General features: G+C 74.7%; 13 protein-coding genes and 1 riboswitch. Of the genes, 5 read left to right on the forward strand and 8 right to left on the reverse strand.

The features are described from left to right. Window positions 1–35 precede the first annotated feature (35 nt). Together AB0C76_RS07950 and AB0C76_RS07955 are read left to right on the forward strand one after the other, a co-directional pair. Window positions 36–920, forward strand: a complete 885-nt coding sequence (locus tag AB0C76_RS07950; protein WP_359961665.1) for an ABC transporter permease — start codon at window positions 36–38, stop codon at window positions 918–920. Between the two features lie 117 nt (window positions 921–1,037). Then, window positions 1,038–1,622 carry a TMEM165/GDT1 family protein gene (locus AB0C76_RS07955; RefSeq protein ID WP_359961357.1) on the forward strand — a complete coding sequence of 195 codons (585 nt, stop codon included), beginning with the start codon at window positions 1,038–1,040 and terminating at the stop codon, window positions 1,620–1,622. A 24-nt stretch (window positions 1,623–1,646) separates the two neighbouring features. Here the strand turns inward: AB0C76_RS07955 and AB0C76_RS07960 are convergent, their stop codons facing one another. After that, a complete protein-coding gene (locus tag AB0C76_RS07960) occupies window positions 1,647–2,729 on the reverse strand; it encodes a peptidoglycan-binding protein (protein ID WP_359961360.1) in 1,083 nt (360 codons plus the stop codon). A 325-nt stretch (window positions 2,730–3,054) separates the two neighbouring features. Here AB0C76_RS07960 and AB0C76_RS07965 point away from each other — a divergent pair, with 325 nt between their 5' ends. After that, on the forward strand, window positions 3,055–5,136 hold the full coding sequence (locus tag AB0C76_RS07965) for an MFS transporter (protein WP_359961363.1): 2,082 nt from the start codon (window positions 3,055–3,057) through the stop codon (window positions 5,134–5,136). 7 nt (window positions 5,137–5,143) lie between these two features. Here AB0C76_RS07965 and AB0C76_RS07970 read toward each other — a convergent pair whose 3' ends face one another. Next, complete coding sequence (locus tag AB0C76_RS07970) at window positions 5,144–5,620, reverse strand: MarR family winged helix-turn-helix transcriptional regulator (RefSeq protein ID WP_359961366.1); 477 nt, start codon at window positions 5,618–5,620, stop codon at window positions 5,144–5,146. Between the two features lie 161 nt (window positions 5,621–5,781). Between AB0C76_RS07970 and AB0C76_RS07975 the strand changes: the two genes are divergently transcribed. Together AB0C76_RS07975 and AB0C76_RS07980 are read left to right on the forward strand one after the other, a co-directional pair. After that, entirely contained in the window at window positions 5,782–6,093 is a 312-nt protein-coding gene (locus AB0C76_RS07975; RefSeq protein WP_359961369.1) for a cupin domain-containing protein, read from the forward strand. Between the two features lie 43 nt (window positions 6,094–6,136). Further along, entirely contained in the window at window positions 6,137–6,463 is a 327-nt protein-coding gene (locus tag AB0C76_RS07980) for an antibiotic biosynthesis monooxygenase (protein WP_188303748.1), read from the forward strand. A gap of 357 nt (window positions 6,464–6,820) precedes the next feature. On the opposite strand, the gene AB0C76_RS07985 is transcribed toward AB0C76_RS07980, so the two are convergent. From AB0C76_RS07985 to AB0C76_RS08010, 6 genes are all read right to left on the reverse strand, one after another. Continuing rightward, window positions 6,821–7,654 (reverse strand): ECF transporter S component, encoded by an 834-nt coding sequence (locus AB0C76_RS07985; protein ID WP_359961372.1) that lies wholly within the window; start codon window positions 7,652–7,654, stop codon window positions 6,821–6,823. Beyond that, window positions 7,651–9,252, reverse strand: coding sequence for an ATP-binding cassette domain-containing protein (locus AB0C76_RS07990; protein WP_359961375.1), 1,602 nt, complete (start codon window positions 9,250–9,252; stop codon window positions 7,651–7,653). The genes AB0C76_RS07985 and AB0C76_RS07990 overlap by 4 nt, the downstream gene beginning before the upstream one ends. Next, window positions 9,249–10,325, reverse strand: a complete 1,077-nt coding sequence (locus AB0C76_RS07995; protein WP_359961378.1) for an energy-coupling factor transporter transmembrane protein EcfT — start codon at window positions 10,323–10,325, stop codon at window positions 9,249–9,251. The genes AB0C76_RS07990 and AB0C76_RS07995 overlap by 4 nt, the downstream gene beginning before the upstream one ends. 36 nt (window positions 10,326–10,361) lie before the next feature. Next, the gene (locus tag AB0C76_RS08000; RefSeq protein WP_359961667.1) at window positions 10,362–10,994 is read right to left on the reverse strand and encodes an SCO2322 family protein; all 633 of its coding nucleotides are present in this window, start codon (window positions 10,992–10,994) and stop codon (window positions 10,362–10,364) included. Window positions 10,995–11,146: 152 nt separating this feature from the next. After that, window positions 11,147–12,397, reverse strand: a complete 1,251-nt coding sequence (locus tag AB0C76_RS08005; RefSeq protein ID WP_359961381.1) for a prenyltransferase/squalene oxidase repeat-containing protein — start codon at window positions 12,395–12,397, stop codon at window positions 11,147–11,149. Window positions 12,398–12,502: 105 nt separating this feature from the next. Further along, window positions 12,503–12,582, reverse strand: a riboswitch (cobalamin riboswitch). 111 nt (window positions 12,583–12,693) lie between these two features. Further along, entirely contained in the window at window positions 12,694–13,314 is a 621-nt protein-coding gene (locus AB0C76_RS08010; protein ID WP_359961384.1) for a TetR family transcriptional regulator, read from the reverse strand. Between the last annotated feature and the right edge of the window lie 157 nt (window positions 13,315–13,471).

Genomic DNA, 13,471 nt, shown 5'->3' on the forward strand with positions numbered 1-13,471 from the left:
ATCCGAGCCCGTTGCTCGGGCACCCCGGCGCCGGGGTGCCGCTCGCCGCGTCGGGCGGCCAGCTGCTGCCCGTCACCCCGGCGCTCGGGGTGGTGGCCGCCGTCCTGCTGCTGGCCGCCGTCGCGGTGGCCGGGTGGGGCCTGCTGGGCCACGGGCACGCGGTGCTGCGGGCCGGGCTGCGGGCGGTGGTGCAGCTCGCGGCCGTCGCAGCGGTGATCACCTGGGTGGTCGGCTCCCTGTGGTGGTCGGCGCTGTTCGTGCTGCTGATGTTCACCGTCGCGGTGCGCACCGCCGGACGGCGGATGACCCCGGGGCCGGGCTGGGTGTGGGCGGCGGCCCCGATCGGCGCCGGGGTGCTGCCGGTGCTCGTCCTGCTGCTGGCCGTCGGACTGCTGCCGCCGAAGGGCCTGTCCGTCATCCCGGTCGCGGGCATCCTGATCGGCGGCGGGCTCACCGCCACCTCGCTCGCCGGGCGGCGCGCCCTGGACGAGCTGCGGCAGCGGCGCGGCGAGGTGGAGGCGGCGCTGGCGCTCGGCTTCGAGGAGCGCGACGCCCGGCTGGAGATCTGCCGGACGGCCGCCGCGACCTCGCTCGTCCCCGCCCTGGACCAGACGCGGACCGTCGGCCTGGTGACGCTCCCCGGTGCCTTCGTCGGCATGCTGCTCGGCGGGGCCTCCCCGGTGCAGGCCGGTGCGGTCCAACTGTTCGTGCTGGTAGGCCTGTTGGCGGTGGAGGCGGCTGCTGTCGTGGTGGTCCTGGAGCTGGTCGGGCGCGGGCTGGTGACGGCGGCCGACCTCCCACCGGGTGGGGGGCCCACCCGGCGTCGGGTACCCTGGACGGCGTTGAAGGGGAGTAGCCCTCCACCGGACCGTCGACATACTGGCCCCCACGGGCCCGGCGCCCGGGGCACGCGGTCGTGAGACCGGTGTCGGCGAGACCTTCGGCCGCAGTGCTGTGACCGTTTCCAGTGCTGTCGGGCCGAGGCGTCCCCTGACGGAGCTGCCGCGGGCCGGCGGCCCGACCGAGGGAATCCTCCGATGAGTGTGACCGTAGCCGCGTTGACGTTCGGCATCATCTTCCTGGCCGAGCTGCCGGACAAGACCGCCCTGGCGAGCCTGGTCCTCGGCACGAAGTACCGCGCGAGCTACGTCTTCGCGGGCATCGCCGCCGCCTTCGCCCTCCAGGTGGGCATCGCCCTGGTGGCCGGGCACCTGCTCTCGCTCCTGCCGCACCGCTGGGTCGAGGGCGTCACCGGCGCGCTGTTCCTGGCCGGCGCCGCGATGCTGCTCTTCCACGGCGGCGGCGACGATGACGGGCACGCCGCCAAGGAGCCGTCCTCCAGCAGCTTCTGGAAGGTGGCCGGGGCGAGCTTCGTGGTCGTCGCGGTGGCCGAGTTCGGCGACCTGACCCAGATCATGACCGCCAACCTGGCCGCCAAGTACGCCGATCCGCTGGCCGTCGGCATCGGCTCCTGGCTGGCGTTGTGCGCGGTCGGCGGGATCGCGATCGTCGGCGGGCAGAAGCTGCTGAAGCACGTGCCGATGAAGCTGATCGTCCGCGTCGCGGCGGCGATCATGGTGGTGCTGGCGGGCGTCAGCATCGTCGGGGCCGTCACGGGCTGACGCGCCCGCCCCTCCGGGGACGGATCAGCAGCCGGGGTCCGCGGCGAGGATGGCCTGGGTCTTGGGGCCGTAGACGCCGTTCTCGCCCTTGATCCGGTTGTCGTGCTGGTAGCTGATGAGCACCGACTGGGTCCAGTAGTCGAAGGTGCCGGTGACGAGCGAGCCGTCCACGAAGCCGCACTCGGCGTTGACGAGTCGCTGCTGCATCGCCTTGACGTCGGCGCCGACCATCCCGAGCTGCAGGAGACGCGGCGTGGGGGTCGGGGTCGGCGTCGGGGTCGGCGTGGGCGTCGGGGTGGGGGTCGGCGTGGGCGTCGGGGTGGGCGTCGGCGTCGGCGTCGGGGTGTGGGACGGGGTGGGTGTCGGCGTCCTCGTCGGGCTCGCCTTGGCCGTCCGGGTGGCCGTCGGGCTCGGGGTGTCGCTCGTCGGCGCCACGGCGCTCGGTTGCGGGGCGGGATCGGTGGTCGGGTCCGCGGGCGCGGGGGCGAGCGACGTGGGCGCGGGCTGCGCCTTCTGTGCCGGCTGCGACGAGGGCGTCACGGCGTACGCGAGGCCGACGGTGAGCGCCAGCAGGCCCGCGCCGGCGCCCGCGATCAGCAGCTTGTGCCGGGCGAGCGGGCTCTGCTCGGCCTGCTCGGCGGCTCTCCGCGCGGCCCGGCCGGTGACGGGGGCGGCCTCCGGGCCCGGCTCGGCGTTGTCGAACGGGAAGTAGCCGAGGTCGTCTCCGGGCGGGACGGGCGGCACGGGCGCCATCGCGGTCGTCGCGTAGCCGTCCTGGGCGTGCGCGTCCGGGGAGTACGCCTCGGGCGCGTGCGTGTTCGGTCCGTACGCGTCCGGAGCGGGACCGGGGACGGGCGGCAGGACGGTGGTGGCGTACGCGTCCGCGTCGGGCCCCAGCGGCGGCGCGGCCATGGGTGCGGTGTGCGGTGCCGCGGCGCCCGGCGGCTCCTCCGCGACCTGGCCGGCCGCCTGCGGCACGTACGGGCGGACCAGGGGCGGGCCCTCGACGTGCGGGAGGACGGCGGTCTCGTCGAGACTCCGGTCCGGGAGGCAGCCGCACCCGGCGGAGCGTGCGGTGCCGCACGTCGGGCAGTGCTGGTCCGGCATGGGCCGGCCCTCCTCGGTTCTCGGTTCTCGTGCTCTCTGGCGCGCGGCCGGGCGGTCCCGGGTCGCACGATCGGGCCTGATTATGCAGGACGTCCCGGAGGGGGGACAGGGCCGTCCGGCCGTCCACGGTGGGGTTGTGCCGGTTGGTGGTGGTTGGCCCCCGGTGAACGGTCCGTGCTCGGTTGACAGGTGGGGCGCTTACGTTCGGCTCAATCAGGCGGCACAAAGCAGGGCAATTCTGACAGCATGGTGGCTGGGAGTGATCATCCGCCAGGGCCGTCCGCTCCCGCCCGGCCCGCGACCCACGCAGACGCCAGGAGGCGCCATGACGGACCCTCGGGAGCCTCCCTCTGCCTTCGGCCGGAGCCCGGCGCCCGAGCCCGGCCCGCCGGCGGTCACCGTCCCCAACCTCTGGGTGCCGATCGGCGCCCTGCTGCTGGCGATGCTGCTCGCCGCGCTCGACCAGACCATCGTCTCCACCGCGCTGCCCACGATCGTCAGCGACCTCGGCGGCCTGGAACACCTGTCCTGGGTGGTCACCGCCTACATGCTCGCCTCGACCGCGGCCACCCCGCTCTGGGGCAAGCTCGGCGACATGTACGGCCGGAAGCGGTTCTTCCAGGCCTCCATCGTCATCTTCCTGCTCGGCTCGGTGCTCTGCGGAATCGCCCAGAACATGGGCGAGTTGATCGCCTTCAGAGCGATCCAGGGCCTCGGCGGCGGCGGGTTGATGGTGCTCTCGCAGGCGATCGTCGGCGACCTCGTCTCGCCCCGCGACCGCGGCAAGTACCAGGGCCTGTTCGGCGCCGTGTTCGGCGTGACGAGCGTGCTCGGGCCGCTGCTGGGCGGCCTGTTCGTCGACAACCTCAGCTGGCGCTGGGTCTTCTACATCAACCTGCCGATCGGCGTGGTCGCCCTGGTCGTCATCGCGGCGGTGCTGCACGGCCTCGAGGTCAAGCGCGAGCACCGGATCGACTACCTCGGCACCGTGCTGATCGCCGCCGTCGCGACCTGCCTGGTGCTGATGACCTCGCTCGGCGGCACCACGTGGGCGTGGAGCTCCTGGCAGATCGTCGGGCTCGGCGTGCTGGGGCTCGTCCTGCTCGTCGCCTTCGTGCAGGTCGAGCGCACGGCGGAGGAACCCGTCCTGCCGCTGCGGCTGTTCCGCTCGCGGACCTTCAGTCTGGTCGCGGTGATCTCCTTCGTCGTCGGCTTCGCGATGTTCGGCGCGCTCACCTACCTGCCGACCTTCCTCCAGGTCGTCATGCAGGTCTCGCCGACCATGTCCGGCATCCACATGCTGCCGATGGTGCTCGGCATGCTGGCCACCTCGATCGGCTCCGGCCAGATCGTCGCCCGCACCGGGCACTACCGGATCTTCCCGATCGCCGGGACGGCCGTCACCACCGTCGGCCTGCTGCTCCTCTCCCGGCTCGACGAGAACACCGGCACGGGGGAGATGAGCCTCTACTTCCTCGTCTTCGGCCTCGGGCTGGGTCTGGTGATGCAGGTGCTGGTGCTGATCGTGCAGAACTCGGTCGGCTACCAGGACCTCGGCGTCGCCACCGCGGGCGCGACCTTCTTCCGTTCCATCGGTGCCTCGTTCGGCGTCTCCGTCTTCGGGACGATCTTCGCGAGCGGCCTGCGGTCCCGGCTCGCGGACGCGCTGCAAGGCGTGCCGCTGCCGCCCGGCTTCCGACCCGACGCGATCAGCTCCGACCCGCGCGTCGTCAGCAGCCTGCCGGCCGCCGTCCAGACGGCCGTCCACCACGCGTACGCCGAGTCGATCACGCGCGTGTTCCTGTACGCGGTGCCCGTCACGGTGGTCGCCTTCGTGCTGTCGCTGTTCCTGCGCGAGCAGACGCTGCGCACCACCGTGACGGCGCCGGACCTGAGCGAGTCCATCGGCCTCAACCCGGTGGAACGCTCCTCGCTGGACGAAATCGCCCGCGCCCTCTCGGTGCTGAGCACCCGCGAGGCCCGGCACGACCTGTTCCGGCGGATCACCGCCACCGCCGGCCTGGACCTGCTGCCCGCCTCCAGCTGGCTGCTCCTCCAGATGCACCAGCACGGCTCCGCCGAGCCGGCCGAGCTGGCCGAACGGCGGGTCGTGCCGATCGCCGTCATCGAGGAGGCGGCCCGCGAGGTCGAGGACCGCGGGCTGGCGGCACGCCACGGCGGGCTGCCGCTGCGGCTCACCGAGCAGGGGGAGCAGGTCGCGCTGAAACTCGTCGCGGCCCGGCGCACCCAGCTGTCCGAGCTGCTGGGCGACTGGGACGAGAAGCAGTACGCCGACCTCGCCGACCTGCTCACCCGGCTCAGTTCCGGTCTCTGCGCCGACCCGCGTGACCGCCCCGACCCGGTGGGCCACGAGCCGCCGCACCGCGGCGAGGGGCGGTCGCTCTGACGCTCTTCTACGGCGCGCCGAACCAGCGCGGCGTGTCGAGCCGGAACGGGTCGCCGGGCGCGAGCAGCCGGAGGCTTCGCTCCAGTTGCCGGAGGTGCTCCTCGCCGAGGGTGGCGGACCACTGGGTGCGCAGCTCGTCGAAGATCCGGGCCGAGCGGGCGAGGCAGTCGACCCCGCGCGGGGTGAGGCGGACGACCTTGCGGCGCGCGTCGGCCGGATCACTGCCGCGCTCGACGTAGCCGAGCTGCTCCAGGCCCTCGACGGTCTTCCCGGCGGCCTGCTTGGACACGCCGAGGCGTCGGCCGAGCTCGACGGCGGTGGTGCCGTGCGGCCCGATCGCCTGGAACACGAAGCCGTGCATCGGCCGCAGGTCGGGGTGTCCCTCGTCCGCCAGGCGCTCGTGCAGCTCGTCGATGATCGTCCGGAAGGCGAGCAGGAGGCGTAGCGGCAGCTCGAAGCCGGGCGGGGCGGGTTCGCTTGACACGATAGACAACCTCATTGACCATATAGACAACTTCGTTGTCCATTCTAGGGGGTTCCTTCGCCATGCCTGTGATCCGTCGCGCCGACGCACGCCGCACCGAGACACCGAACGCCGTCATGACCACCTGTGCCTCGCCGACGCAGGGGTCAACTTCCCTTGCGATGTGGCACGTTGACATGGGCGCCGGGAAGCAGGGCCCGCTGCACGCCATGGACGTCGAGCAGGTCTGGACGCTCCTGAGCGGCTCGGCGTCCGTGGCTCTGGCGGGCGAGGAGCTTGCTGTCTCCGCCGGCGACACCGTCGTCCTCCCGGCTGATGTGGCCCGCCAGATCTCGACCGCGAACGGCTTCACCGCCATCGTGGCGGGTTTGTCGCCCGCTCACGCCTACAACCCCGACGCCGTCACCCCGGAGGGCGCCTGCGGCATGGCGCCGAAGGACGACGAGCGGGTGCTCCCGCCGTGGATCGCGTGAGGTGTAGGAGACTGCTCGGAGCACCCGAGAGAGAAGGAGCGGCATGTCCGTCGTCAAGATCAACGTCCTGACCGTCCCCGCCGAGCAGCGGGAGGTGCTGGAGCAGCGCTTCGCCTCCCGCGCCGGCGCGGTGGAGAACTCCGACGGCTTCGAGTGGTTCGAGCTCCTGCGGCCGGTCGAGGGCACCGACCAGTACCTGGTCTACACCCGCTGGCGCAGCGAGGAGGACTTCAAGGCCTGGATGGAGGGCCCCATGCAGGCCGCCCACCGCGGCGGCGGAGAGGGCGGCGAGGCCCCGAAGCGCCCGGCGGCGTCCGGCTCCACCCTGTGGTCCTTCGAGGTCGTCCAGTCGGCCGGCCCGAAGGCCTGAGTGGTCGTTGAACGAACGGCGCGCCCCGAGCTCTCGGGGCGCGCCGTTCGTGGTTCGGGGTCCTGTTGTCGGTCGTCGGGCCATTCGATGCCGTCGGGGCCGGGCGACAGGCCGGCCTTGACCGGGTTGCCGACTCAGGCGTTGATGGGGGCGGACTCGCCGTTGCCGGCCGTGGCCGGCGTGGTGAGCAGGAGCGGCCCGAGAGCTGCCAGTGCGGCGGATGCGAGCACCCTGCCGATCATCCGGGTCATGCTGGTTCCCCTTCCCCCGCAGGACGGCCGGTTCGTGACGCAAGGCTGCCCGATCCTGTCCGCCAGTGTGCAATGTGATTGCGGGGAAAGGCAATTGAGTAGGCAGTCACTCGGCCGGCGGGTGGAAGGCGACGGGCGCCGCGAAGGCCGCGCGGCGGGTGGTGCGGCGCAGGGCGCGCAGGACGGGGGCGCCGAGGGTGAGGCACAGGACGACGGTGAGGGCGGCGCGGGGGAGGTCCCAGCCGAGGGACGTCGTCAGGCAGTAGGCGGCGAAGCGGACCAGGTTGGCGGGGAGCGGGTCGCCCGGGACGAAGGAGATGGAGCTGGAGAGGCCGCCGATGTACGGCCAGCCCTGCAAGTTCATGATCGTGCCGTAGAGGACGGCGGAGAGCGCACCGTAGGCCGCGAGCAGGACGAGTTCACGCCGGCCGCGCAGGCTCGCGGTGCCCGGGAGGAGGCCGGCGCCCAGGCAGACCCAGCCCATCGCGAGCATCTGGAACGGCAGCCACGGGCCGACGCCGCCGGTCAGCAGGGCGGAGGCGAACATCGACAGCGAGCCGAGGACGAAGCCGAAGCCCGGGCCGAGGACGCGGCCGGAGAGCACCATCAGGAAGAACATCGGCTCCAGGCCGGCCGTGCCCGCACCGAGCGGGCGCAGCGCGGCGCCCGCCGCGGCGAGGACGCCCAGCAGAGCGACGGATTTCGCGTCCAGGCCCGGAGCGCCGCCGCCCGCCGACCGGCCCTCGCTGATCTGCGCGATGACGACGGCGAGGAGGAGGGGGAGGAGGAGGGCGAACAGCCAAGGGGCGTCGACGGAGTGGCCGACCAGGGCGGACTCGGTCGAGGCGAGCAGCGGCCAGCCGAAGGCCGTCACCCCGACGAGGGACGTCAGGGAGAGAGCCGTGACGGAGCGGCAACCGAGGGGGACGGGGCGGGTCATGCTTCCAGCGCCTCCGCCACCTGGTGGACGGTGAGCCACGGGCCCGGGGCCAGCACCTTGGCGACCTGCGGGGCGAACGCGGGGGAGGAGACCACGACCTCGGCCGTCGGGCCGTCCGCGACGATCTCGCCCTCGGCCAGGATGGCCGTGCGGTGGGCGAGTTCGGCGGCCAGCTCGACGTCGTGGGTGGCCAGCAGCACGGCGTGGCCCTCGGCGGCGAGGCCGCGCAGGATCTCCACCAGCCGGGTCTTGGCCGCGTAGTCGAGGCCGCGGGTGGGCTCGTCGAGCAGGAGCAGCGGGGGCCGGGCGGTGAGGACGACGGCCAGGGCGAGCGTGAGCCGCTGGCCCTCGGACAGGTCGCGCGGGTGGGCGGTGTCGGCGATGCCGGGCAGCAGGCGTTCGACCAGCGCGCGGCACGTGCCCGGAGGAGCGCCCGCGTCGGTGTCGGCCGCCGCGCACTCGGCGGTGACGCTCTCGCCGTAGAGCAGGTCGCGCGGGTCCTGCGGGACGAGGCCGACCCGGCGGATCAGGTCGGCGGGCCGGGTGCGGTGCGGGGTGCGGTCGCCCACCCGGACGGTGCCGGAGGCGGGGGCGTGCAGGCCGACGAGGCTGCCCAGCAGTGTCGACTTGCCCGCGCCGTTGCGGCCCATCAGCGCGGTGATCTCACCGGGGCGGAGGGCGAGGTCCACGCCGCGCAGGGCGTGGACGGGTCCGCGTCGGACGGCGAGGCGGTCGGCGACCGCCAGAGGGGAGCCGGCGGGGGAGGGCGCGGTGGCCGGGTGTCGGCCGTCGAGGCGCTCGCGCAGTCCGGCGGCCTTGCGGCGGGCGTCGCGCACGGACAGCGGCAGCGGCCGCCAGCCCGCGAGGCGACCGAGGCCGACCACCGGCGGGTGCACCGGCGAGTGCGCCATCACCTCGGCCGGTTCGCCGAGGGCGGGTGCGGCGCCCGGGGTGAGCAGCAGTACCTGGTCGGCGTACTGGACGACGCGCTCCAGTCGGTGCTCGGCCATCAGGACGGTGGTGCCGAGGTCGTGCACGAGCCGCTGCAGCACGGCCAGCACCTCCTCGGCCGCGCCCGGGTCGAGCGCCGAGGTCGGCTCGTCCAGGACCAGCACGCGCGGGTGGACGGCGAGCACCGAGCCGATCGCGACGCGCTGCTGCTGGCCGCCGGAGAGCGAGCCGAGGGCGCGGTCGCGCAGGTCGGCGAGGCCGAGCAGGTCGAGCGTCTCCTCGACGCGGCGGCGCATGACGTCGGCCGGCAGGCCCAGGGACTCCATGCCGTAGGCGAGTTCGTCCTCGACGGTGTCGGTGACGAAGTGCGCGACCGGGTCCTGACCCACCGTGCCCACCAGGTCCGCCAGGTCGCGCGGGCGGTGGGTGCGGGTGTCCCGGCCGCCGACGGTGACCCGGCCGTGCAGGGTGCCGCCGGTGAAGTGCGGGACGAGCCCGCTGACGGTGCCCAGGAGGGTGGACTTGCCGGAGCCCGACGGGCCCACCAGCAGGCAGAGTTCACCCTCGGGGACGGTCAGGTCGAGGCCGTTCAACACCGGCGTGGGAGCGTCCGCGTACTGGACGGAGACCTGCTCGAAGGTGATCACGAAGCCCTCCGGGGCGGGGTCGGGGTGGCGAACGCCGGTACCAGGCCCAGCAGTGCGGCGAGGACGGCGGCCGCCGGCAGCACGGGGACGCTCGGCGGCACGACGGTGGGCGCGAAGGCGGCGGGATCGCGGGTGGAGAGGTAGACGGTGAGTGCGGCGACGGCGGCGCCCGAACCGGCGGTGAGCCACTCGGGAAGCGCCCAGGGGTCCGGCCGGTAGCGCGTCCTGACGGACCGCCGGTTGCCGAGGAGCAGTCCGGCGAACGCGGCGGCCAGGCCGATCAGCAGGACGGGCGGCGCCCAGCCGGCGCCCCCGGCGGTCAGCAGGCCGTACGCGGCCAGGCAGATGCCCAGCAGGCCGGCCAGGGTGAGCGCGGCAGTCGCCCGTGCGAGGCGCCGCGGGACGTCGGCGGTGCGGCCGAAGCCGCGGGTGTCCATCGCGGCGGCCAGCGCCACCGAACGCTCCAGCGCGCCCTCCAGGACGGGCAGTCCGACGCTCAGTACGGCGGCGATGCCCTTGTCCGTCCGGCCGCGCAGGCGGCGGGCGGCGCGCAGCCGCCGGACGTCGGCGACCAGGTTCGGCGCGAACGTCATCGCCACGACGACGGCCACCCCGGCCTCGTACAGCGCGCCGGGCAGGGCGCGCAGGAGGCGGGCCGGGCTGGCGAGCGCGTTCGCGGCGCCGACGCACACCAGGAGCGTGGCCAGGCGCAGCCCGTCGTAGAGCGCGGCCAGCAGGCCTTCGAGGGTCACCCGGCCGCCGATCCGCACTCCCTGTGCCCAGGCGGGCAGGGGCACTTCGGGCAGCGTGAACAGCACGTGCGTCCCGGGGACCGGCGAGCCCAGCAGCACGGCGAACAGCAGCCGGATGCCGAGGACGAACAGTGCGAGCCGCAGGAACGCGCCGTACGACCGCGACCAGGGCGCGTCACCGCGCCGGGCCGCGACGACGTAGCCGGCGACGGCGGCGAGCAGCAGCAGGATCGCCGGGTTGGTGGTGCGGGTGGCCGCGGCGCCCAGGCCGAGCGCCCACAACCACCAGGCGCCGGGGTGCAGTTGACGGGATACGCGCATGGCGGGCGCTTTCATCGGTGGCGGCTCATCGGTGGCTCATCGGGGACGGCGGCGGCGCGACTGCCAGACGGCACCGGCCGCGAGGGCGGCGACGAGGACGCCGCCGGCGATCAGGCCGAGGTCCGGGCCGCTGCCGTCGTCCTTGGCCGTTGTGCCGTCGGCCGCGGTCCCGCCGGTCGCTGTGCCGCTGCCCGCCTTGCCGCCGGCGCCGACCTGGTCGGCGCAACCGGCCTTCGGGTAGCCGGCGATCGCGCAGAGCAGGCCGTTGGTGTCGTACCGCAGCGGCGGCGCGACGGCGGCGAGCACCTCGGCGGACGTGGCGTTCGCGGGGACGGCGGCGCAGGCGGTGCGCTGCTCGGGCGGCTGTTCGGCGGAGGCGCCGTCGTCGGCCGTACCGAAGTCGAGGACGACGCCCACGCGCTTGCGGCCCTGCTGCGGGGGCGTGCTCGCGCAGAGGGCGGCGAAGTCGGTGCCGGCGCGGGGCTGCGCGGCGTTCTGCCCGCCGTCCGGGCTGACGGCGAACCGCCACCCGTCGACGCTCCCGTCCGCCGGCAGGTGGACCGACGGGCCCTGCTGCTGGTAGGCCCAGCCGCCGTCGGCTCCCTTCCAGAACGACCAGTACCGGTACCCGGCCGCCTCGGCGGGCACGGCGGAACCGGCGACGAGCAGTACGGCGAGGAGGCCGGTGAGGAGCGCGGTGAGCCGCCCGGCGGGGACGGTACGGCCTTCGGTGGTGGGGGCGTTGGCGGGCCCGGCAGAGCGGCCGGGCCCGCCCGCCGCCCGGAGCCCCGGGCTCCCGGCGGCGTGGCGGGGGGTGGACGTCACAGCTTCGGGGCGCGCTTGCGCTGGAGGCTCAGGACGAGGCCGCCGCCGATGCCGATGAGCAGGCCGACGCCGATCAGCCAGTACTGGGAGATGCCGCCGTCCTTCTTCTTCTCGGCGGCGGGAGCGGCGGAAGCGGCCGCGGCGGCCGGAGCCGTGGCCTTCGGCGCCGGGCCGAGCGCGGTGAGCTGCTGCACCAGCGCGGCCGTGTCCCGCTGGGCGGCCTGGGTGACCAGGAGCAGCGTCGCGGCGGCGCCCGCGTCGGTGCCGCCCTTCGTCCAGGCGGCGCCGTTCTGGGTCAGCCAGTCCACCGCGCCGGCGGCCTGCTGCGGGTGGCCGCTCTGGGTGAGGCCGAGGGCGGCCCAGGCGGTGGCGGTGTAGTCGGGGGTGGGCGTGGCGCCCGGCATGGTGAGGGTGAGGTGGTTGCCGCCCGCGCCGAGCTGCGCGGTGAGGTACGCCCCCGCGGCCTCCGCCGAGTCGGCGTGCGCGACGGGGGTGGCGGCGGCGCCGTCCTGGCAGGTCAGCGGCTTGGGCGCGGCGTCGGAGCGGACGCCGGCGGTGACCGGGAGCCGGCCGCCGGCCGCGGCGAGCGAGGCCTGGGCGGCGGCGAGCGCGTTGGGCGCGAGGGCGCCGGAGGCGGCGTCGGGCTGGAAGGCGAAGGCGCCGCGCTGGTCGGCGGGGGCTGCGCAGCCGAGCTGGAAGCGGGCGAGCCCGTCGAAGGCGTTCTTGCCGTCCTTGGCGACGCCCGCCGGGTCGGTCTTCGCGGCGAACAGGGCGTTGACGGCGAGGCCGGTGGAGTTGGCGTCGCCCGGGTTGCCGGGGTTGTAGGCCCAGCTGCCGTCGGCGTTCTGGACGGTCCTGAGCCACTGGACGCCCTTGTCGACGGCGTCCTGGTGCCCGCCGAGTGCGACGAGGGCCTGGACGGCGACGGCAGTGGCGTTGCTGTCCTCGGTCTTGGCGTCGCAGGCCGCGCCGGCGGCCCGGTAGGACGGCCAGCCGCCGTCCTCGCACTGCTGTCCGGTGAGCCAGGCGACCGCCTGGTCGGCCGGGGTCACCTTGGCCGCCGCGAGCGCGGTGAGCGCGAGGGACTGGCGCCACACCCCGTCGTACGTCGGGTCGCCCTTGCCGTACAGGCCCTCGGGGGCAGCGGCGGCCGACGGGGAGGGGGTGTCGGCGAGGGCCGGCGCGGCGGCGCCGGTGAGCAGTGCGGCGGACAGTGCGGCGGCGCCCAGACGGGCGGCGGTGAGCATGGTGGAGGTGTGCCTTTCGGTGAGCGGTGCGGGCCCGGCGGGGCCCTGCCGTAGTCCTCGACGGTGCCGGACGGGTGCGTCCGGACTGGCCGCTCGCCCCTCCCCGGGCGCTCCGACTCGGCCGGCCCGTCACAGGGCCGTCCACACGGTTGCGGGGTCAGCGCCGGACTCGCACCGGCTTCCCCCGGGAGAAGGACGGGATGAAGTTCTGCTGCCCGTCGACTCTAGCCGCCGATGCCGGGCACCGGGCCGCCCGGATCAGGAACACGTTCCAGTAAGAGGGGCCCGCGGAGGCCTCACGGCAGTGTGAGCAGCCGCGCCGCCGTGTGGAGGTCGGCCCGGACCTCGGCGATCGAGGAGCGGCCGGAGAGCCAGGAGACCAGTGCCGAGTGCCAGGTGTGCTCGATCACCCGGACGGCCGCGCGCTGGCTCTCGCTCGGTGGCCCGGACTGGCCGATCGCGTCCAGGATGAGCTGTCCGGTCGCGGAGCTCACCTGGTCCACCTCGGCCCCGACCGAACGGTCCGCGAAGGACAGCGCCCGCACCATGGCCTCCGCCAGGAGCGGTTCACGCTGGAGCGCGTGGAACGCCCTGGTGAGCGTGTCGGCCACCCGCAGCGCCGGTTCGTCGTCGGTCGGCGGGTGGCGCCGGATGTGCTCCTGGAGGCCCTGCAACTGTTCGAGCATGACCGCGACCAGCAGGTGGACCTTGGACGGGAAGTACCGGTAGAGCGTGCCGAGGGCGACCTGGGCGCTCTCCGCGACCTCCCGCATCTGCACCGCCTCGTACCCGCCGCGCGCGGCCAGGGCGGTGGCGGCCCGCAGGATCCGCCGCCGGCGCTCGGCCTGGCGGGCGGTCAGCGGCGGCTCGCCGGCCGGTGGGGCGGCGGGGCTCGCGGACGTGCTCGGCGACGACAAGGGGTGCTCCCGGGGGCGCGTGGGTGGCGGTGCGCCGCACGGGGGCGGCGCACCGTCGACCCGGCGTCGGCCGGGTCGGCGTGGCGGGAATCACCAGCCCTGGCTCCAGAGGGAAAGCTACGGGCCGGTATCTTCGAGGTCTCTCATTGTTCACATG

The organism is Kitasatospora sp. NPDC048722, assembly GCF_040650235.1.
Taxonomy (GTDB): Bacteria; Actinomycetota; Actinomycetes; order Streptomycetales; family Streptomycetaceae; genus Kitasatospora.